The sequence below is a fragment of the Klebsiella sp. 10982 genome (genome assembly GCF_048589245.1).
GTDB lineage: Bacteria > Pseudomonadota > Gammaproteobacteria > Enterobacterales > Enterobacteriaceae > Klebsiella > Klebsiella quasivariicola.
This window is the reverse complement of the sequence record NZ_JBMAXV010000036.1, coordinates 11,742-32,214: the sequence shown is the minus strand read 5'-3', so window position 1 is coordinate 32,214 and position 20,473 is coordinate 11,742. Positions and strand designations below refer to the sequence as shown.

At 59.3% G+C, this 20,473-nt stretch carries 21 protein-coding genes and 1 pseudogene; 15 read left to right on the top strand and 7 right to left on the bottom strand.

Features of this window, described 5'->3' with window-relative positions; genetic code table 11:
* From pgaB to pgaD, 3 genes are read left to right on the top strand one after another with little or no spacing between them, the layout of a single operon-like run.
* A complete protein-coding gene (pgaB, locus tag ACKLKD_RS21745) occupies positions 1 to 2,016 on the top strand; it encodes a poly-beta-1,6-N-acetyl-D-glucosamine N-deacetylase PgaB (RefSeq protein WP_025712584.1) in 2,016 nt (671 codons plus the stop codon).
* The gene (pgaC, locus tag ACKLKD_RS21740) at positions 2,009 to 3,337 is read left to right on the top strand and encodes a poly-beta-1,6-N-acetyl-D-glucosamine synthase (RefSeq protein ID WP_025712583.1); all 1,329 of its coding nucleotides are present in this window, start codon (positions 2,009 to 2,011) and stop codon (positions 3,335 to 3,337) included. Before pgaB ends, pgaC begins: the two co-directional genes overlap by 8 nt.
* On the top strand, positions 3,337 to 3,786 hold the full coding sequence (gene pgaD / locus ACKLKD_RS21735; RefSeq protein ID WP_025712582.1) for a poly-beta-1,6-N-acetyl-D-glucosamine biosynthesis protein PgaD: 450 nt from the start codon (positions 3,337 to 3,339) through the stop codon (positions 3,784 to 3,786). Before pgaC ends, pgaD begins: the two co-directional genes overlap by 1 nt.
* 45 nt (positions 3,787 to 3,831) lie before the next feature.
* Here the strand turns inward: pgaD and ACKLKD_RS21730 are convergent, their stop codons facing one another.
* The gene (locus ACKLKD_RS21730; RefSeq protein WP_025712581.1) at positions 3,832 to 4,617 is read right to left on the bottom strand and encodes a DsbA family protein; all 786 of its coding nucleotides are present in this window, start codon (positions 4,615 to 4,617) and stop codon (positions 3,832 to 3,834) included.
* Between the two features lie 225 nt (positions 4,618 to 4,842).
* On the opposite strand from ACKLKD_RS21730, the gene ACKLKD_RS21725 reads away from it, so the two are divergent.
* The gene (locus tag ACKLKD_RS21725; RefSeq protein WP_042929392.1) at positions 4,843 to 5,526 is read left to right on the top strand and encodes a TerC family protein; all 684 of its coding nucleotides are present in this window, start codon (positions 4,843 to 4,845) and stop codon (positions 5,524 to 5,526) included.
* Here ACKLKD_RS21725 and ACKLKD_RS21720 read toward each other — a convergent pair.
* Positions 5,486 to 5,597, bottom strand: a pseudogene (locus ACKLKD_RS21720) (hypothetical protein); the annotation flags it as partial. The gene ACKLKD_RS21725 and the pseudogene ACKLKD_RS21720 sit on opposite strands and share 41 nt — an antisense overlap.
* A 75-nt stretch (positions 5,598 to 5,672) precedes the next feature.
* On the opposite strand from ACKLKD_RS21720, the gene cbpA reads away from it, so the two are divergent.
* On the top strand, positions 5,673 to 6,590 hold the full coding sequence (gene cbpA / locus ACKLKD_RS21715; protein WP_087805833.1) for a curved DNA-binding protein: 918 nt from the start codon (positions 5,673 to 5,675) through the stop codon (positions 6,588 to 6,590).
* The gene (gene cbpM, locus ACKLKD_RS21710) at positions 6,590 to 6,895 is read left to right on the top strand and encodes a chaperone modulator CbpM (RefSeq protein WP_012543142.1); all 306 of its coding nucleotides are present in this window, start codon (positions 6,590 to 6,592) and stop codon (positions 6,893 to 6,895) included. Before cbpA ends, cbpM begins: the two co-directional genes overlap by 1 nt.
* A 210-nt stretch (positions 6,896 to 7,105) precedes the next feature.
* On the opposite strand, the gene ACKLKD_RS21705 is transcribed toward cbpM, so the two are convergent.
* The 4 genes from ACKLKD_RS21705 to ACKLKD_RS21690 form a co-directional block, all read right to left on the bottom strand.
* Entirely contained in the window at positions 7,106 to 7,477 is a 372-nt protein-coding gene (locus tag ACKLKD_RS21705; RefSeq protein ID WP_025712578.1) for a plasmid partitioning/stability family protein, read from the bottom strand.
* Between the two features lie 9 nt (positions 7,478 to 7,486).
* Positions 7,487 to 8,443, bottom strand: coding sequence for a plasmid segregation protein ParM domain-containing protein (parM, locus tag ACKLKD_RS21700; RefSeq protein WP_087805835.1), 957 nt, complete (start codon positions 8,441 to 8,443; stop codon positions 7,487 to 7,489).
* Positions 8,444 to 8,715: 272 nt separating this feature from the next.
* On the bottom strand, positions 8,716 to 10,131 hold the full coding sequence (melB, locus tag ACKLKD_RS21695; RefSeq protein WP_025712576.1) for a melibiose:sodium transporter MelB: 1,416 nt from the start codon (positions 10,129 to 10,131) through the stop codon (positions 8,716 to 8,718).
* A 93-nt stretch (positions 10,132 to 10,224) separates the two neighbouring features.
* On the bottom strand, positions 10,225 to 11,577 hold the full coding sequence (locus ACKLKD_RS21690) for an alpha-glucosidase/alpha-galactosidase (RefSeq protein WP_087805837.1): 1,353 nt from the start codon (positions 11,575 to 11,577) through the stop codon (positions 10,225 to 10,227).
* Positions 11,578 to 11,816: 239 nt separating this feature from the next.
* On the opposite strand from ACKLKD_RS21690, the gene melR reads away from it, so the two are divergent.
* Complete coding sequence (gene melR / locus ACKLKD_RS21685) at positions 11,817 to 12,755, top strand: transcriptional regulator MelR (protein ID WP_087805839.1); 939 nt, start codon at positions 11,817 to 11,819, stop codon at positions 12,753 to 12,755.
* Between the two features lie 49 nt (positions 12,756 to 12,804).
* Here the strand turns inward: melR and proP are convergent, their stop codons facing one another.
* On the bottom strand, positions 12,805 to 14,307 hold the full coding sequence (gene proP, locus ACKLKD_RS21680; RefSeq protein ID WP_025712573.1) for a glycine betaine/L-proline transporter ProP: 1,503 nt from the start codon (positions 14,305 to 14,307) through the stop codon (positions 12,805 to 12,807).
* Positions 14,308 to 14,850: 543 nt separating this feature from the next.
* On the opposite strand from proP, the gene ACKLKD_RS21675 reads away from it, so the two are divergent.
* From ACKLKD_RS21675 to phnK, 8 genes are all read left to right on the top strand, one after another.
* Positions 14,851 to 15,186 (top strand): zinc ribbon domain-containing protein YjdM, encoded by a 336-nt coding sequence (locus ACKLKD_RS21675; RefSeq protein WP_008807241.1) that lies wholly within the window; start codon positions 14,851 to 14,853, stop codon positions 15,184 to 15,186.
* Positions 15,187 to 15,414: 228 nt separating this feature from the next.
* Positions 15,415 to 15,849: a VOC family metalloprotein YjdN gene (gene yjdN / locus ACKLKD_RS21670; RefSeq protein WP_087805843.1), complete on the top strand. Its 435-nt coding sequence runs from the start codon at positions 15,415 to 15,417 to the stop codon at positions 15,847 to 15,849.
* 155 nt (positions 15,850 to 16,004) lie between these two features.
* Positions 16,005 to 16,730: a phosphonate metabolism transcriptional regulator PhnF gene (gene phnF, locus ACKLKD_RS21665; protein ID WP_025712571.1), complete on the top strand. Its 726-nt coding sequence runs from the start codon at positions 16,005 to 16,007 to the stop codon at positions 16,728 to 16,730.
* Positions 16,731 to 17,183, top strand: a complete 453-nt coding sequence (gene phnG / locus ACKLKD_RS21660; RefSeq protein WP_087805845.1) for a phosphonate C-P lyase system protein PhnG — start codon at positions 16,731 to 16,733, stop codon at positions 17,181 to 17,183. It begins immediately after the preceding gene.
* Positions 17,180 to 17,764: a phosphonate C-P lyase system protein PhnH gene (gene phnH, locus ACKLKD_RS21655; protein ID WP_087805847.1), complete on the top strand. Its 585-nt coding sequence runs from the start codon at positions 17,180 to 17,182 to the stop codon at positions 17,762 to 17,764. Before phnG ends, phnH begins: the two co-directional genes overlap by 4 nt.
* Entirely contained in the window at positions 17,765 to 18,829 is a 1,065-nt protein-coding gene (locus ACKLKD_RS21650; RefSeq protein ID WP_080897640.1) for a carbon-phosphorus lyase complex subunit PhnI, read from the top strand. It abuts the gene before it with no gap.
* Complete coding sequence (locus ACKLKD_RS21645; protein ID WP_025712567.1) at positions 18,822 to 19,670, top strand: alpha-D-ribose 1-methylphosphonate 5-phosphate C-P-lyase PhnJ; 849 nt, start codon at positions 18,822 to 18,824, stop codon at positions 19,668 to 19,670. Before ACKLKD_RS21650 ends, ACKLKD_RS21645 begins: the two co-directional genes overlap by 8 nt.
* Complete coding sequence (gene phnK / locus ACKLKD_RS21640; RefSeq protein ID WP_012543148.1) at positions 19,667 to 20,425, top strand: phosphonate C-P lyase system protein PhnK; 759 nt, start codon at positions 19,667 to 19,669, stop codon at positions 20,423 to 20,425. Before ACKLKD_RS21645 ends, phnK begins: the two co-directional genes overlap by 4 nt.
* The last annotated feature ends 48 nt before the right edge of the window (positions 20,426 to 20,473 follow it).

Below are 20,473 nucleotides of genomic sequence, written 5' to 3'. Positions count from 1 at the left end.
ATGCTGAACACGACCCTGCGCAACGGCCTGATGCTTCTCGTCTGGCTGTGCCTTATCTTCAGCGTGCGTGCTGAGGACGTCCCCTTCCTCACCCCGCAGCAGCGCCCCCAGCTGGAGGCTAATAAACCCTGGCCGGCGGATCGCTTTCTGGTGCTGGCCTACCATGATGTCGAAGATGACGCCGCCGACCAGCGTTATCTCTCGGTACGCACCAGCGCGCTCAATGAGCAGATCGCCTGGCTGCTTCATCACGGCTACCGTGCGGTGAGCGTTCAGGACATTCTGGATGCGAACCAGGGGCTTAAGCCACTGCCACCTAAGGCTTTTCTTCTCAGCTTCGACGATGGTTATAGCAGTTTTTACACCCGCGTCTGGCCGCTGCTTAAAGCCTGGAACGTCCCGGCGCTGTGGGCTCCGGTGGGCAGTTGGGTGGATACCCCCGCCAATCAGCCCGTTAATTTTGGCGGCCTGATGACGCCGCGCGAGCGCTTCGCCACCTGGGAGATGGTGCAGGAGTTGAGCCGCTCGCCGCTGGTGGAAATCGGCGCGCATACCTGGGCCTCGCACTACGGTCTGCCGGCCAATCCGCAGGGCAGCCGCGAGCCAGCCGCCGCCAACCGCGGCTGGGATAAAACCACCGGCCGCTATGAAAGCGACGCGCAGTTTACCCGGCGCATGGCCGATGATGTGCAGAAAGTGACGACGAAAATCCATGAGGTCGCCGGGAAAGCGCCGCGCGCCTGGGTGTGGCCCTACGGCGCCGCCAGCGGCACGACCCTGGCCATCGCCAAACAACAGGGCTATCAGCTGGCGTTTACGCTGAACGACGGGCTGGGCAACGTTCATGATCTGGACAATATTCCGCGCCTGCTGATCGCCGGGAATCCGTCGATCAAGGCCTTTGCCAACGCCGTGACCCAGATTCAGGAAGCCGACCCCGTCCGGGTGATGCATGTGGATCTGGACTATGTCTATGACCCCAATCCCGTCCAGCAGGCGAAGAATATCGATAAGCTGGTGCAGCGCGTCTATGACATGAAAATCAGCTATGTTTTCCTGCAAGCCTTTTCCGACCCGCAGGGCGATGGCACGGTCAAGTCGCTCTATTTCCCCAACCGCTGGCTGCCGATGCGCGCCGACCTGTTTAACTTCGTCTCCTGGCAGCTGCAGACCCGCGGCGGGGTCAAGGTTTATGCCTGGATGCCGGTGCTGGCCTTCGATCTCGCGTCCGATTTGCCGCGCGTTCAGCGCTGGGATCCACAAACCGGCCAGGCGCAGCTCGCCCGGCAGCCCTATGTCCGCTTGTCGCCCTGGGATCCCCGGGTGCGCCAGCAGATCACCGACATCTACGAAGATCTGGCCCGACACGCCAGCTTCAGCGGGATTTTGTTTCACGACGACGCCGTGCTGACCGATTTTGAAGACGTGAGCCCGGAGGCAATCGCTGCCTGGCGGCAGACCGGCCTGGCGCAGGACGCCGGGCCGGTGCCCCAACGTCCGCAAGAGCGCGAGGCGTGGATGCGTTTCAAAAGCCAAACCCTGACCCGTTTCACTCGGGATCTACGCCAGGCGGTGCAGGCCATCCGCGGCCCGCAGGTGAAAACGGCGCGTAATCTCTTCGCCCTGCCGATCCTGGAGCCGCAGAGCGAAGCCTGGTTTGCGCAGAATCTGGATGATTTCCTGGCCGCCTATGACTGGACGGTCCCGATGGCGATGCCGCTGATGGAGTCCGTGCCGATTGACGCCAGCCAGGCCTGGCTGACGCGGCTGGTTCAGGCCGTCGCCAGCCGCCCGGGCGCGCTGAATAAAACCATCTTTGAGCTACAGGCCAGAGACTGGAACCAGCGCCAGCAAAATGCCATTCCTGACCAGCAGCTGGCGGACTGGATGCAGTTGCTGCGGCTGAACGGCGTCAAAAACTACGGCTACTACCCTGACGACTTTATTAACAACCAGCCTGATATCTCCCGTATCAGGCCGCAATTTTCTTCCTGGTGGTACCCTGACCATGACTGATCGCATCATCGCATTGTGTATTTTATGCCTCGTTTTCGGGCTGCCGTTAGGCGTCGCGGCGGTATTTACCGGCGAGCTTATCCTCGACTTTGTCTTTTTCTGGCCGCTGTTTATGTCGGTATTGTGGATCACCGGGGGCCTTTACTTCTGGTTTCAGCTGGAACGCCACTGGCCGTGGGGGGAGGATACCCCGCCGCCGACGCTGCCGGGTAATCCGCTGATCTCGATCCTGATCCCCTGTTTCAACGAGGAGAAAAACGCCCGGGAGACCATCAGCGCGGCATTGGCCCAGCGTTACGCCAATCTCGAAGTGATCGCCATTAACGACGGATCTTCGGACAACACCGCTCAGGTGCTCCAGCAGCTGGCGCAGGAGGAGCCGAGGCTGCGGGTGATCCACCTGGCCGCCAATCAGGGAAAAGCGGTGGCGCTCAAAGCAGGCGCCGCCGCCGCCCGCGGCGATCTGCTGGTCTGCATCGATGGCGATGCCCTGCTGGACCGGGATACCGCGGCCTGGCTGGTCGCGCCGTTGATCCACTATCCGCACGTCGGGGCGGTCACCGGCAATCCGCGGATCCGCACCCGATCCACGCTGATCGGCCGTATTCAGGTGGGGGAGTTCTCGTCGATCATAGGGCTTATCAAGCGGACACAGCGGATCTATGGCCGGGTCTTTACCGTCTCCGGCGTGATCGCCGCCTTTCGGCGGCAGGCGCTGGCGGACGTCGGCTACTGGAGCCCGGATATGATCACTGAAGATATTGATATCAGCTGGAAGCTTCAGCTCCGCCACTGGGACATCTTTTTCGAGCCGCGGGCGCTGTGCTGGATCCTGATGCCGGAGACCCTCAAAGGGTTATGGAAGCAGCGTCTGCGCTGGGCCCAGGGCGGCGCGGAGGTTTTTCTGGTCAACCTCCGTCGCCTGTTTCACTGGCAGCATCATCGGATGTGGCCGCTGTTTCTGGAGTATGCCTGCTCCACGCTGTGGGCCTTTGCCTACGCGATCACCATCCTGCTGTTTATCCTCAGCCATCTGATGCCGCTGCCAGACAATCTGACGGTGCACAGCCTGTTCCCGCCGGAATTCACCGGCATGCTGCTCGGCCTGATGTGCCTGCTGCAGTTCGTCGCCAGCCTGTATATCGAGCGGCGCTATGAGAAGAAGGTCGCCAAATCGCTGTTCTGGGTGATCTGGTTCCCGATGGTCTACTGGATGATCGGCCTGCTGACCACGCTGGTCGCTTTTCCGAAAGTGATGTTGAAACGTCAACGTTCCCGCGCGCGCTGGGTGAGTCCGGACCGGGGAAAAGGAAGCCTGTGATGAATGAAAATACGCTCATCTTAACCGAACACCGTGTGCTGCCCCGGCTGGTGGACGCTGGCTTAACGCTGCTGGCCTGGCTCGGTTTTCTGTTCTTTCTGTACGCCAATTTGCTGATGCAGTTCATCGCGCCGCCCTCACCGCGCTGGGAGTCGCTGATGGCCTCGCTGAATACGGCGCTGGTGTATCTGTTGATTGCCGCGCTGAACGGCTGGCTGCTGATCCTCTGGTACCACTACAACCGGCGCCGCGCCCGTACCCGACGTCATACCACGGTGCTCGCTCTGCGCGACGATGAGCTGGCGAGCAGCTTTAACGTCGCGCCGCAAATTATCTCGGAGATGAGCCGCTATAATTTGCTCACCGTTTACCACGATCAAATCGGGCAGATTATTGATTTGAAAAGCCACGCGTTACCGCCGCCGCAGGAAGAGAGCGATCGCGCATGAGAGCAAGGCCGCCATCGGCGGCCTTGACAGGTAATACGCCGGGGATCAGCCGCCGGCTTTTTTGATGGCGGCCTCCAGAGAGGCTTTATCTGCCAGGCCCGGGAAGACGGTAATGCTGGCTTCCGTGGCGCCGGTGGTCGGCATCACGATCACGCCCGGCGTACCGCTGAGACCAATCTCCTGCGCCAGGTCGTTAATGCTCTGCAGAACCGGTTCGACGTCGGCGGCCTTCTTCGCATCAAAGCCGGCTTTCTTCGCCTGCTGCTGGATATCCGCCGTCGTCAGCTTGCCTTCGTTATGGCCGGTAGCGTAAACCCCGTTATGGTAAGCCAGATAGGCATCCGCCCCTTTCTGCTGATAGATCTGCAGGCCGGTTTTCGCTGCCTCCAGCGAGCTTTCCCAGCGGCCGCCAAAAATCGGCCACTCTTTAAAGGCGAAGCGGGTCTGCGGGTGCGCTTTAATCACCTGCTCCATCACCGGCGCCAGACGGCTGCAGTACACGCACTGGTAGTCGAAGAACTCGATCACCGTGACTTTGCCATTGGCCGGGCCGTAGGTCGGGGTATTTTTATCCTGGGTCAGCACGGCGGCATTTTTCAGCACCGCCTGGGTGGCCGCGCTGGCCTGTTGCTCCGCCTGAATTTGCTGCAATTTCTGGCTCGCCTGCAGCAATACTTCCGGATGGGCGACCAGATAGTCGGCAGCGATTTTGCCGATTTGCGCCTCCTGTTCCGGGGTAAAGGTCGCTGGCGCGTCAGCGGCAGCGGCCATCGCCGGCAGTAAGACAGCGCTCAACAGGGCGACAGAGAGGTATTTCTTGTGGCCAGACATAGTGGGGATCCTTGCGATAAGTGAACGGCAGGTGAGTCTGGATGACAAAATATCACCCTTTTTCGCCGAAGCCTTGCCCAACGGCGCGTTGATTCGTAACTTTATTTTTCAGGCTCTCTCTTTCCCACGCGATAGCGCAGGCCTGCGCCAGTGGTCAACGCGGCCCAGGCGGAGTACCCTGCGCAGCGGTTTTTCTTGCTCTTATTTCAGGTGGTTTCTCTCGATATGTATGCATTTCTTCAACAGTGGGACATGGCGGTGATTGTACTGCAGATTGTCGCCATCGATTTACTGCTGGGCGGCGACAATGCCGTGGTGATCGCCATGGCCTGTCGCAAACTGCCGCCACAAAAGCGCACCACCGCGATCGTCATTGGCACGGTGGGGGCGATCCTGGCGCGCGTCCTGCTGCTGGCGATCGCCCTGTATCTCCTGTCGCTGCCGTGGTTGAAAATAGTCGGCGCGCTGCTCCTGCTGTGGATTGGCGTAAAGCTGGTCAATAACGAGGAAGAAGAGAACGAGGTCGGCGGTTCAGTCAGCCTGTGGCGTACCGCGATCACCATCACCGTCGCCGATGTGATCATGTCGCTGGATAACGTACTGGCGGTGGCTGCCGCCGGGAAAGGGCACATTACGCTGGTTGCTCTCGGCGTGGCGATCAGTATTCCGGTTATTGTCGCGGGCAGCAAGCTGGTGCTGGCCCTGCTCACCCGCTTTCCCGCCGTGGTGCTGCTGGGCGGGATGCTCATCGGCTGGATTGCCGGGTCAATGCTGGTCAGCGACCCTACCATTCGCCAGCTGTTTCCCAGCGCCGGAGACGGCGTTGCGCGCCTGGCCGGCGCCGTCGGTGCGCTGTTGGTTCTGTTCGCCGGATGGCGCCACCGCCCACGGCCGCAGACGAAAGACTAATCTTACCCACGACGCTGTCGCCCCCCGACGGCGTCAAGTTTTCGCCACTTTTCTTCCCCTTCAGGGCGCATTTGCCCTACGCTGTATACAGACGCCTGATCCAGGGAATATGTAACCACTGCACTGAGCACAGATGAGATAACACCATGGAATTGAAGGATTATTATGCCATTCTCGGGGTGCAACCAACGGACGATCTGAAAACCATCAAGACCGCCTACCGCCGCCTGGCGCGCAAATATCACCCCGACGTCAGTAAAGAAAACGATGCCGAAGCCAAATTCAAGGATCTCGCCGAAGCCTGGGAAGTCCTGAAAGATGAGCAGCGGCGCGCCGAATACGATCAGCTCTGGCAGCATCGTAACGATCCCGGCTTCGGTCGCCAGCAGCAGTCACACGAGCAGAGCTACAGCCAGCAGGATTTCGACGACATCTTCTCCTCCATGTTTAGCCAGCAGGCGCATCAGCGCCGTCGTCAGCATGCCGCGCGCGGCCACGATCTGGAGATCGAAGTGGCGGTGTTCCTTGAAGAGACGCTGGCCGAGCAGACTCGCACCATTAGCTATAACCTGCCGGTCTATAACGTGTTTGGCATGATCGAAAGTGAAACGCCGAAAACGCTGAATGTGAAAATTCCGGCCGGGGTCGTCGATGGCCAGCGTATCCGCCTGAAGGGCCAGGGGACGCCGGGGGAAAACGGCGGCCCGAACGGCGATCTGTGGCTGGTGATCCACATCGCGCCGCATCCGCTGTTCGACATCGTCGGCCATAACCTGGAGATCGTCCTGCCGCTGGCGCCGTGGGAAGCCGCGCTGGGCGCGAAAGTCACGGTGCCCACCCTGAAAGAGAGCATTCTGCTGACGGTGCCGCCTGGCAGTCAGGCAGGGCAGCGCCTGCGCATCAAAGGCAAAGGGCTGGTGAGCAAAACCCACACCGGCGATTTGTTCGCCGTCATCAAGATTGTCATGCCGCCAAAACCAGATGAAAAAGCGCGTGAGCTCTGGCAACAATTGGCCGCCGCCGAAGCCAGCTTCGATCCGCGTAAGACATGGGGGAAAGCCTGATGGCTACAGTAACAGTGACGTTTACCATTACCGAATTGTGCCTGCGTACCGGGGTGTCGGAAGAGGAGCTGACGGAGATCGTTGGCTTAGGGATGATTGAGCCGCACCAGCCGCAGGCGGAAACCTGGCTATTCGACGACAGCGCGGTGACGATTGTCCATCGCGCGGTGCGCCTGCGTAACGAGCTGGAGCTGGACTGGCCGGGAATTGCGGTAGCGCTGACCCTGCTGGATGAGAACGCACGTCTCACACGCGAAAATCGCCTGCTCCAGCAGCGCCTGGCCCGCTTCCTCGCCCACGGATAGGGACGACATCCCGGATAGCGGCGTTCCGTCTTCGCGCCGGGTGGCGGCTACGCCTTATCCGGCCTACAAACTAAGCACAGCGCAAGCCGGGGAATTTCCCGGGTCGCGGCGTTCCGCCTTACCCGGGCTACCGGACGATGCAAATAGTAGCCCGGCTAAGCGCAGCGCAAGCCGGGGAGTTTCCCGGATAGCGCAAACCGGGAACAGCGCTTAATCCGGTAACGAACCGGCGAGGTTACGCGCCGAAACACTCTCGCTGACCGGCGCGGGCGGCTCGGGTGCCTTTACCGGCGCAGCCGCTGGCGCGGAGACCGGGGTGGAAGAGGCTGGCTGGATCTCAAGGAACGAGGCCAGCATCTTACGCAGCGTTTCCGGTTTAGTATCTTCCGCCAGCAGCGCCGCCAGCATCGACGGCAGGCGGCTATCGACTTCCCCTAACGCCAGCCCTGCCAGCAGCGCCGTACGCGACATATCGCCGCGGTCGCCGCGGTGATGGGCCTCAATTTTTGCGTCCGCGAAGCGCTCGCTGGCGCTGATATCCGGGCGCAGGTAAATCAGCACTTTTCTGCGATCCAGAGTCATAGACGCTCCTTAACCGATAATTTTCAGGCCACGCACGAGGGCGAACTGCGGCTCATCGGCCACCACGAAACGGTCCTCACGCAGGCCCATACGTTCACGAATCGCATCGGCCACCAGCGGCGCGCCGCCGCCAATCACGATGGCATGCGAGTAGCCTTTAAAGCTATCGATGGCCGTCAGGACACGGGTGGTCAGACGTTCGATGCTGTTCGTGATCACCTTCTTCACCTCAGATACCGCATCCGGATCGTTGATGTTGTCGGTGAGGTACTCCTCATCATGGCGGTTGATAATAATCTGGTCGACGTTATAGCTGGAGGTGTCGGTATTTGCCCGCGCCAGCGCCAGCTTAACGGCGTCGGTCACCAGCGATACCCCCAGCTTCGGGTCGCCGTAAATGCGCGAAACCGAGGTCATCTGCCCGGCCACCATCGAAATATCCAGCGTGGTGCCGCCAAGGTCGATAATCAGCACCGAATGCGACGGTTTCAGTTCATCACACAGGCTGATCCCCGCCGGAATGGACTCCGGGCGCACGGTGACTTTAGTGATGTTGAACACCACGCCTTTATTCAGTTTAACTTCCCGCAGCAGGCTCTTTTTCTTACGCTCAATGTTGTCGAGGCGATATTGCGCATCTTCGTCGTAAAATTCAGTCAGCGGCAACGTCACGACAATTTCGACATCCTGCAGCTCAAGACCGCTGGTCAGCAGCGCGTGATGGACAGCGATGGAGTTCAACGGGCTGTATTGCCAGTCAATGTTATTGGTGGGGAGCGCATCGGGGGTGATCAGGTCGAATGAGTACTTTTCATCATCCACGGTGTAGTTAAAGGGCTTCCCGGAACCGAAGGTGGCAGACCAGCCGCGTTTGAAACTGTTGGGGCTGATATGGGTGAAAGTTTCGCCATCTTGCTCCCACAGCATCTTGATATTGGTTGAACCATCATCGATAAAAATGCGCATTGCATTGCTCCATCACTGAGACAAATAAGAGAAAATGTAAGACCCAAAAAGAGTAGCAAGAGTTAAAAAGCCGCGCAAGAGATCGAAAAAGAGACAATTCCGAGTTTTATTTGAGAGCAAATGGAGAAAAAAAACTCCCTGAGCCCGAAAAGAGAAATTATTGAGACAATATAGAGAAATACAGTTTCCTCTTTCTGTCTGTTTTGAACACGGTTTTTTGTACAAAAAGAGAGCATCCCTCCCCTCTTTCGCCAGCGGTTTTTGCACGCTTTTTACACCTGATTGGATACCACAATCGGCCGTTCCGGCTCGACGACATTTTCCGGTACCCGACGATATTTATCCAGCAGGTGAATCTGAATACGCCGCAGCATGTCGCCATTCAGTTTGTAATAACGGAAATAGAGAAACAGCGTCAGGGCAAAAAAGAGCGTCGGCAGCGCAATCATTATCGCCTGCATTCCCAGCAGGGTGTGTGGTGATTGCACCGCATTCGGCACGTAGCCGATGATACCCAGCACGATAGCGATAAACCAGGCCGCAAACGCCGAGCCCGCTTTCACCACCAGCGTCTGTACCGAGTAGGCGATGCTTTCGCAGCGGATATTCATCGTATATTCGCCGTAGTCGACGGTATCGGCCACCATAATGACCTGCAGCACCCAGAACAGCGCGGTGCCAATATTCAACAGCACCCCGGCCAGCGAGATCAGCGCGATGTTGTAAACACCGCTCAATGCCATCAGCAACAGCACGCCACAGCCCAGCACCGGCATAATCGATGCTCCTGCCCACAGAATGCGCCGCGACAGCCCTTTTACCAGTCGTGGGAACAGGATCAGCGTCAGCAAATTCGCCGCCCCCGCGTAGGACATGTAATACGGGAACATCTCCGCGCTGCCAATGACGTAGGTAAAGTAATAAATCGCGAAGCCGGCGATAATATTCGCCGCCGTGTTATAGGCCAGCGCCATGCCCAACAGGCAGGCCAGCTGATCGTTTTTATAGATGAGCGCCACCATCTGGCGCAATGAAAGATGGCTGGCATCCTCGCTCACGCCGCTATCCGAGGAGTAAACCTCATGGACATTACGCAGAGTGACCAGGGTGGAAATCACAAAGAAGGCGATCAGCACCAGGGTAAACATCTGGAAACCAAAACCGCGGTCGGCGCCGCCGACGGCGCTGACAAACGGCAGCGTGACGCCGGCCGTCACAAACCCGGCAAGGCTGGCGAAAAAGCGCGGGTAAGGCACCAGTTGTTCACGTTCGCGTTTATCGAGGGTAATGGTCGGCACCAGCGACCAGAACGGCACATCCATGATGGTGTAGGTGAAGCCCCACAGCAGATAGGTCAGCCACACCCACGCCAGCAGCGCCCCGCCGGAGAAGTGATGGGCGCTGAACAGCATATACAGCACCACCGAGTTGGTTATCGTGCCGATCAGGATCCACGGTTTAAACTTCCCCCATCGCGATCGCGTGCAGTTGACGATCCATCCCATGATCGGATCGGCTATCGCATCGAGGATCCTTGCCACGAGGAATAAGGTGCCGACCACCCCAACCGATAATCCGACAATATCGGTGTAGTAATACATCAGGTACATGTAGACGATACCGATAGCGAAATCTTTACCAAAGGCACCAAATCCGTAGCTGAGCTTTGTTGTCATTGAAATACTCATAGGGTACAGGTCGCTGTCGCCAGCGCCTCCTTCAGTGTTTGATAGAGCGTGACAGGCACCGCCGGGTTCATTGCCCCCGGCGGCATGAGAGGATTAACGGTGTAGCCAGGCCGGCAGCCAGTCGCCATGGCTGGCGATCAGATCGTCCACCAGCGCGTAGATCTCTTCGATCCCCAGCACCGCGGCGGTGTGCGGATCCATCATCGTGGCGTAATAGACGTAATCGCGATTTTCGGTGAGGATCGCCTCTGTGAGCAGCGTCTGCACGTTGATATTGGTCTGCATCAGCGCCGCCAGATGCGCCGGCAGCGCGCCCACTTTGGTTGGCTGAATGCCGTTAGCGTCCACCAGGCAAGCCACCTCCACGCAGCAGCCCTGCGGCAGATTGTCGATAAGATTATCGTTGCGCACGTTGCCGTACACCACGCTCGGCTCGCCGGTCCAGATGGCGTTCATGATGGTGCTGGCATATTCGCGGGATGGTTTCACCTCGATGCGCTCGCCGCGCTTATAGCTCTCCAGCTCCTGATGCCAGTTGGCCAGTTGCTCGACGCAGCGTTTAGGATACTCATCCAGCGGCACTTTATAGCGGGCAATAAGGTCATCACGCCCCGGCTTGATAAACCATGGCGTGTATTCCGCGAAATGCTCCGACGATTCAGTGACGAAGTAGCCCAGTTTTTTGAACATCTCGTAGCGGACGATGTTTTCGCAGCGCGGGTTGCCGTGCAGGTTCGGCTTCGGCGCCCGGCCCTCGGCGTAGGCCTGCAGCAGGTCGGGATAGAGACTGACGTAGCTGCCGTCGGCGCGCTTTTTCTCCAGCGACAGATAGAACGCCATATGGTTAATGCCCGCGCAGCGGTAGCGTAAATCCGCCGGGTCGAGGTCAAGATCGCGCGCCAGCTCTTCCGCTGTTCCCTGCACCGAATGGCACAGGCCAACCTGCTTGATATGTGGGTACCGGGCGTACATCGCCCAGGTATTCATCGCCATCGGGTTGACGTAGTTAAGCAGGGTGGCGTCCGGGCAGACCTCGGTCATGTCGTCGCAGATAGCCCACAGGTGCGGGATGGTCCGCAGGGCGCGCATAATGCCCCCCGGCCCCAGCGTATCGGCGATGGTTTGCTCCAGGCCGTGGCGCTTGCAGACTGCAAAATCGGTCACGGTGCAGGGCTCATAGCCGCCAATCTGGAAAGCGACGACGACAAAATCGGCGCCCTGCAGGGCGGTTTTACGATCGCGGTGGCAGCTGATTTCACCGTTCGCGCCCACCGAATCCATCAGCTTGCGCACCACGATATGCGACTCTTCCAGCCGGGTTTCATCGATATCCATCAGCGCGATATGCGCCGATTTCAGCGCCGGGCGCTGGAAAACGTCACCGAGAATATTTTTGACGAACACCGTCGAACCGGCGCCGATAAAGGTAATTTTGGGGGCAGACATCGTGCTCTCTCCATCAGGTCATTGAACACTTTCAGAGTGGCACGCCGCTCCCCGCTGCGCTGCCCCGTTCCCGCCGGAGCATTCCCGGAAACTCAGATCGGCCATTAAGCGCCACAAAATCTGAGTTTTCGGGAACATATTGAGCAAAAAGGAGAGAAAACGGGCCGATTATTCCGCTAAGCTGTCGTCAGTTCTGGCGAAAAATACAGCCACTCTGACAATCCAGGAATACGCTAACGATGGAACATCGCTTCACTTCCCTGCCTCCCGACCCTTTTATGTGCAGCAGCGACGAAAAGCAGAGCCGTAGCCCGCTGGCGCTCTACTCCGAGTACCAGCGTATGGATATCGAACTGCGCCCACCGCACGCCATGCCCACCAGCCACTGGCACGGCCAGGTGGAGGTCAACGTGCCGTTCGACGGCGACGTGGAGTATTTGATTAATAACGAAGTGGTGCGCATTGAGAAAGGCTATATCACCCTCTTCTGGGCCTGTACGCCGCACCAGTTGACTCGCCCCGGCGACTGCCAGCAGATGGCGATATTCAACCTGCCGATGCATCTGTTTCTCTCATGGCCGCTGGATCGGGAGCTTATCAACCACGTCACCCATGGGATGGTGATTAAATCACTCGCCGCCCAGCAGTTAAGCGCCTTTGAAGTACGCCGCTGGCAGCAGGAGCTGAACCACGACAACGAACAGATTCGCCAGCTGGCGATCGATGAAATCGCCCTGATGCTCAAACGGCTGAGTCTCTCCGGCTGGCAGCCGATCCTGGTCAATAAAACCTCGCGCACGCACAAGAACAGCGTCTCGCGCCATGCGCAGTTTTATGTCAGCCAGATGCTGGAGTTTATCGCCGCGCATTACGACCAGGCGCTGACCGTCAATGCCGTCGCCGAACACGTGAAGCTCAACCCGAACTACGCGATGGGGATTTTTCAGCGGGTGATGCAGCAGACCATGAAGCAGTACATTACCGCCATGCGGATCAATCACGTTCGGGCGCTGCTGAGCGATACCGATAAGACCATCCTGGAGATCGCCCTCACCGCCGGATTTCGCTCCAGCAGCCGCTTCTACAGCACCTTTACCCGCTACGTGGGTATGCCGCCGCAGCAGTACCGTAAACTCAGCCAGCAGCGACGTCACGGGCTGGCCCTGGCGCAGACATAAAAAATGCCGCCGGGGAAGCCCGCGGCGGCATTTTTAACAGCGAAAAGCGTTAGTCGTTGATGCGTGGATGCTGCTGCACCAGACGTGAGCGTTTTGCCTGCAGGTCGGCGATCTCCTGATCGATATCTTCGATTTTTTGTTCGATGTTATCGTAGTGCTCGCCAAGAATTTCTTTCGCTTCCTGGATATCCGACGCCGCCGGGGTCGCCCCTTTCAGCGGGCGGTTAGCCGTCTCTTTCATCGACAGACCCGTCGCCATCCCCACCACCGCGATGACCATCAGATAGTACGCTGGCATCATCAGGTTCTGAGTGGTTTCCACCAGCCACGCCGCCAGGGTTGGCGTCAGACCAGCAACCAGCACCGAGATGTTAAAGGCGCTGGCCAGGGCGCTGAAGCGGATGTGCGTCGGGAACATCGCCGGCAGCGAAGAGGCCATCACGCCGATAAAGCAGTTCAGCACGACCGCCAGCAGCAGCAGACCGGCGAAAATCAGGCCAATCACGTTGCTGTTAATCATAATGAAGGCCGGGATCGCCAGGGCAAACAGCGCCACGCTACCAATCAGGATAAACGGACGACGGCCGAAGCGGTCGCTGAGCATACCGATAACCGGCTGGACAAACAGCATGCCGACCATGATGGCGATGATGATCAGCACCCCATGATCTTCCGAGTAGTGCAGGTTATGCGACAAGTAGCTCGGCATGTAGGTCAGCAGCATGTAGTAGGTTACGTTGGTGGAAATCACCAGACCGATACAGGTCAGCAGGCTGCGCCAGTGCTTGGTGGCAATCTCTTTAAAAGAGACCTTCGGCCCATCCTGCAGCCCTTCACGGTCGCCCTGCTCCATGGTATCGACATGCTGCTGGAACGCCGGGGTCTCCTCCAGGGCATGGCGCAGATAAAGACCGATGATCCCTAACGGCAGCGCCAGGAAGAACGGGATACGCCAACCCCAGTCGAGGAAGTTCTGTTCACCCACCACGCTGGAGATGAGAACCACCACGCCGGCCCCCATCACAAACCCGGCGATGGAGCCAAAGTCCAGCCAGCTGCCCATAAACCCGCGTTTACGGTCAGGAGAGTATTCCGCGACGAAGATCGACGCCCCGGTATATTCACCACCGACCGAAAAGCCTTGCGCCATTTTACACAGCAGCAGCAGGATCGGTGCCCAGATACCTATTGTGGCATACGACGGAATAAGGCCGATACAGAAAGTACTTATCGACATGATCACGATGGTTATCGCGAGGATTTTCTGCCGACCATATTTATCGCCCAGCATCCCGAAGAACAGGCCGCCCAACGGACGAATTAAAAAGGGAACAGAGAAGGTACCGAGTGCAGCAATCATCTGCACGCTTGGGTCGGCATCGGGGAAGAAGACTTTACCTAAGGCGTAGGCCACAAAGCCATAGACGCCGAAATCGAACCACTCCATCGCGTTACCCAGTGAGGCCGCGGTGATCGCCTTTTTCAGTTTACCATCGTCGATGATGGTCACATCCTTAAGGGTGATGGGCTTTATTTTTTTCCTTTTAAGCATAATTTTCCTCTGCTACTCCGCCTTGAGTGCACGCCTCTTCGCCGAATGGCAAGGCCATTCGCATCGTGCGTCAGGAGCGATAATCGCTGTGCTCCTCATTTCAAGCGTAGCAGGTTTGCCTGCACTGTCTGCTGACAGAATGTACAACCGAACCTGTTGACGCCTGCTCTGGCTACTGGTGAATAAATAGAGCGGCTCATCGTGATAATTGATGAAATTGACCTGCTCCCCTTTTTTACCCTAACAGTGTTTATATCTGCGATCAACTTCACAGAAATTTACCGCCTAATGACAGAGTGCCAGAAAATAAATAAGTTCATTCTCTGGCGGTCTCGCGGAAATTATTCCGTCGATTTTTATCCGCCACTGGAGGTTAATTTTCGCGGGTATTCTGTTTTCAACGGAATAGCGAGAGGGTTAATTTTCAGCAAAAAAACACCCGACAAAAGTGGGTGATTGCGCTATAATCACCCCCACTTTCGGCTATCAGCCGCTGTTTAAAGGACCAACGTCCTGTTTTTCGACGACATCACGAGGAACGTCATGCAACTGCCACACTGCCCAAAATGCGATTCGACTTACACTTATGAAGATAACGGCATGTACATTTGCCCGGAATGTGCCCATGAGTGGAACCCTGCCGAGGCGACAGAAGAGAGCGACGTTCTGATCGTTAAAGATGCCAATGGCAATTTACTGGCCGATGGCGACAGCGTTACCGTCGTGAAAGATCTCAAGGTTAAAGGCAGCTCTTCGATGCTGAAAATCGGCACCAAAGTGAAGAATATCCGTCTGGTCGAAGGCGATCACAATATTGACTGCAAAATTGACGGTTTTGGCCCGATGAAACTCAAATCGGAATTCGTCAAAAAGAACTGATTTATTTTCGGGGTGGCGGCGCGATTATTTTCTCACATCGCCGTCGCCGCTCCCGATATCCTGGTTGCCGTTCGTCCCCCTGCGCATCCTGTTATTTCCCTCGCCAGCAGCCGCTATTTACGCTGCCCTCTGCCACGGTATTCCAGCGCCCCTTTTCGCTCTGCCGTCTGGCCCAATCGCCTTCCGCACGACTACGCTTAACGGGTTACGGTCACTGAGGTATTCACCATGTCCTTAAGTCCCTACCTTGCCTTTGCGGGCAACTGCGCCGAGGCGATCGCCTTCTATCAGCAGACGCTGGGCGCGGAACTGATGTTTAAAATGACCTTTGGCGAAATGCCACCTTCGGCGCAGGAAGCCTCTGACGGCTGCCCGTCAGGGCAGAAGATGGCGGATGATGCCATCGCCCACGCCAGCCTGCGCATCAATAATGGCGAGCTGATGCTGAGCGACAGCGCCTTCGGGCCCGATGTGCACTACGCCGGCTTTACCCTCGTGCTCGACCCCGGCGATGTCGATGAAGGCCAGCGCTGGTTCGACGCGCTGGCCGTCGGCGGACGCATTGAAATGGCCTGGCAGGAAACCTTCTGGGCCCACGGCTTCGGCAAAGTCGTCGACCGCTTTGGCGTCCCGTGGATGATCAACGTGGTCAAACAAGGCTGACGCCCCCAGGGCGGCCCGGCCGCCCTGTCATCCGCCTGGCATCAACTCTTCATCCTTTAGTCATCATCACTTAACCGAAATGCAACATAAACCGGTCAGGATCGGCCCACAACGCGAGGAAGCTCCTCGCCTATGCTGTGTGAGGCTTGATGACTATGCACCTGTCCAGACATCCGACCAGTTATCCCACGCGCTATCAGGAAATCGCCGCCCGGCTTGAGCAGGAGCTGCGCCACCACTATCGCTGCGGCGACTATCTGCCCGCCGAACAGCAGCTGGCGACGCGCTTTGACGTTAACCGCCACACCCTGCGCCGGGCCATCGACCAGCTGGTGGAACGCGGCTGGGTCCAGCGCCGTCAGGGCGTCGGCGTGCTGGTCTTAATGCGCCCCATCGACTACCCGCTCAACGCTCAGGCGCGGTTCAGCCAGAACCTGCTGGAACAGGGCAGCGATCCCACCAGCGAAAAGCTGCTGTCGGTGCTGCGTCCCGCCAGCGCCCATGTGGCCGAGGCCTTTGGCATCAATGAGGGTGAGAACGTCATCCACCTGCGCACCCTGCGCCGGGTCAACGGCGTCGCCCTGTGCCTGATTGACCACTACTTCGCCGACCTGCGCTTCTGGCCGGTATTGCAGACCTTCAGCCACGGCTCACTGCATGACCTGCTGCGCGATCGGCTCGACGTCGAACTGACCCGGGTGCGCACCAAAATCAGCGCCCGTCGCGCGCAGGCGAAAGAGAGCAAGCTGCTGGAGATCCCCAATATGGCGCCGCTGCTCTGCGTACGCACGCTCAATAGCCGCGAGGGCGAGTCGGTCACGACGGAGTACTCCGTCAGCCTGACCCGCGCCGACATGATTGAATTTACCATGGAGCACTGAATGCACTTCGATACCGCTACCCGCCAGCGCTGGATGTCCGTGCTGGCCCACAGTGAACCGCAAGATCTTCTGGCGCGCATGCAATCGCTGCGGCTGGCCCCGGAGTATGAATTAATTCGCGCCCCGGAAACCGGGCTGGTACAGCTCCAGGCGCGTATGGGCGGCATCGGCGACCGTTTCTTTGCCGGCGACGCCACGCTTACCCGCGCGGCGGTACGTCTGGCCGACGGCACCCTCGGCTACAGCTGGATTTTAGGCCGCGACCGCCCGCACGCCGAACGCTGCGCGGTCATCGACGCCCTGCTGCAGTCGCCTCGCCATTTTCACACCTTAATGGAAACCCTGATAACCCCGCTGGAAGCGCTACGCAGCGCGCGCATTGAAGCCCGACGCGCCGAAGTCAACGCCAGCCGGGTCGACTTCTTTACCCTGGTTCGCGGAGATAACGCATGACCTTACAACCCGCTTTTCCCCTGGCTGTGCAGGATGCCCAACACAGTTTTCGTCGCCTGTTGAAAGCGATGAGCGAGCCGGGAGTGATTGTCTCCCTGCAGCAGCTTCAGCACGGCTGGCAGCCATTGAACGTGGCGTCCACCAGCCTGCTGTTGACCCTTGCCGATCGCGAAACGCCGGTCTGGCTCGCCAGCGCCCTGCATAACGATCTGGTGGGACAGAATCTGCGCTTTCACACCGGCGCGCCGCTGGTGAACCAGCCGCAGCAGGCGGTCTTTGCCGTCGCCAATGACGGCATCAGCGCCGAGCAGCTCAACGTCCTTTCCGCTGGCACCGTCACCGCGCCGGAAACCGGCGTCACGCTGATTGTTCAGCTCGCCAGCCTCAGCGGCGGACGCATGCTGCGCCTGACCGGGGCAGGCATTGCTGAAGAGCGAATGATCGCCCCGCAGCTGCCGGACTGCATCATCGACGAATTAACCGAACGCCCGCATCCGTTCCCGCTGGGCATCGACCTGATCCTCACCTGCGGCGAGCGCCTGCTGGCGATCCCGCGCACCACCCACGTGGAGGTGTGCTAAATGTACGTAGCCGTCAAGGGCGGTGAGAAGGCGATCCTCGCCGCTCACGCCTTACAGGAACAGAAGCGGCGGGGCGATGGACGGCTTCCCGAACTGAGCGTTGACCAGATAGGCGACCAGCTCAGCCTGGCGGTGGACCGGGTGATGACCGAGGGCGGTATCGCCGACCGCGAACTGGCGGCGCTGGCGCTCAAGCAGGCCAGCGGCGATAACGTCGAAGCGATCTTCCTGCTGCGCGCCTACCGTACCACTCTGGCGCGGCTGGCGGTCAGCGAACCGGTAAACACTGCGGAGATGCGCCTCGAACGCCGCATCTCCGCAGTGTACAAAGACATTCCCGGCGGCCAGCTGCTGGGCCCCACCTACGACTACACCCATCGCCTGCTCGATTTTACCCTGCTGGCCAACGGCGAAGCGCCGTCTGTGCAGCAAGCCGATGGCGAAGCGCAGCCCTCGCCGCACGTCTTCCATCTGCTGGCGCAGCAGGGGCTGGCAAAAGCGGAGCAGGACCACGGCACGCCGCCCGACGATATCACCCGCACCCCGCCGGTCTACCCCTGCTCGCGCTCCTCGCGTCTGCAGCAGCTGATGCGCGGCGATGAAGGCTACCTGCTAGCGCTGGCCTACTCGACCCAGCGCGGCTATGGCCGCAACCATCCGTTTGCCGGCGAGATCCGCAGCGGTTATGTGCAGGTGGAAATCGTCCCGGAAGAGCTGGGCTTTAGCGTCAATATTGGCGAGCTGCTGCTGACCGAATGCGAGATGGTCAACGGCTTCGTCGCCCCGCAGGCGGAGCCGCCGCACTTCACCCGCGGTTACGGTCTGACCTTCGGCATGAGCGAGCGCAAAGCGATGGCGATGGCTCTCATCGACCGCGCCCTGCAGGCGCCGGACTATGGTGAAGAGATTGCCGGCCCGGCCCAGGACGAAGAGTTCGTGCTGGCCCACGCCGATAACGTTGAAGCCGCCGGTTTCGTCTCGCATCTGAAGCTACCGCACTATGTCGATTTCCAGGCCGAACTGGCGCTGCTGAAACGCCTGCAACGGGAGAACGAACGTGGCTAACCCACTGACTGGCTATAACTTTGCTTATCTCGACGAGCAAACCAAGCGCATGATCCGCCGGGCGATCCTCAAAGCGGTGGCGATTCCCGGCTATCAGGTGCCGTTTGGCGGCCGCGAAATGCCGATGCCCTACGGCTGGGGCACCGGCGGCATCCAGTTGACCGCCAGCGTCATCGGCGAGAACGACGTGCTAAAGGTGATTGACCAGGGCGCGGATGACACCACCAACGCGGTGTCGATTCGTCAGTTCTTTAAGCGCGTCACCGGCGTCGCCACCACCGAACGCACCGAAGACGCCACCCTGATCCAGACCCGCCACCGCATCCCGGAGACGCCGCTGGCGGAGGATCAGATCCTGATCTATCAGGTGCCGATCCCGGAGCCGCTGCGCTTTATCGAGCCGCGCGAAACGGAAACCCGCACCATGCACGCCCTGGAAGAGTACGGCATCATGCAGGTGAAACTGTATGAAGATATCGCCCGCTTCGGCCATATCGCCACCACCTACGCCTACCCGGTGAAGGTCAATGGCCGCTACGTGATGGACCCTTCGCCGATCCCGAAATTCGATAACCCGAAAATGCACATGATGCCGGCGCTGCAGCTGTTCGGCGCCGGGCGCGAAAAGCGGATCTACGCGGTGCCGCCCTATACCCCGGTGGAGAGTCTCGATTTCGACGACCATCCCTTTACCGTGCAGGAGTGGGATGAGCCCTGCGCCATCTGCGGCTCGCGCCACAGCTACCTCGACGAAGTGGTGCTCGATGACAGCGGCCAGCGGATGTTTGTCTGCTCCGATACCGACTATTGCCGCCAGCAGAGCGAGGGGCAGAAAAAATGAGCCAGCCATTACTTGCGGTGAATAACCTCACCCATCTCTACGCCCCGGACAAAGGTTTTCGCGATGTCTCCTTCGAACTGTGGCCGGGGGAAGTGCTCGGCATCGTCGGTGAGTCCGGCTCCGGTAAAACCACCCTGCTGAAGGCGATCTCCGCCCGCCTGACGCCGCAGCAGGGCGAGGTGCTGTACCAGCAGCGCTCGCTGTACGCCATGAGCGAAGCCGAACGCCGCCGCCTGCTGCGCACCGAATGGGGCGTGGTGCATCAGCACCCGATGGACGGCCTGCGTCGCCAGGTCTCCGCCGGGGGCAACATCGGCGAACGGCTGATGGCTACCGGCGCCCGCCACTACGGCAACATTCGCGCCACCGCCGAAAAGTGGCTGCAGGAGGTGGAGATCCCGCCCTCGCGCATCGACGACCTGCCGACCACCTTTTCCGGCGGCATGCAGCAGCGTCTGCAGATCGCCCGCAATCTGGTCACCCAGCCGAAGCTGGTGTTTATGGATGAACCCACCGGCGGGCTGGATGTGTCCGTGCAGGCGCGGCTGCTAGACCTGCTGCGCGGCCTGGCGGTGGAGCTGAATCTGGCGGTAGTGATTGTTACCCACGATCTCGGCGTCGCCCGCCTGCTGGCGAACCGTCTGCTGGTGATGAAGCAGGGCCAGGTGGTGGAGAGTGGCTTAACCGACCGGGTGCTCGACGATCCGCATCATCCTTACACCCAGCTGCTGGTGTCGTCGGTGTTGCAGAACTAACCCTCGGTGCCATTCCCGGCGGCGCTGCGCTTGGCCGGGCTACAAATT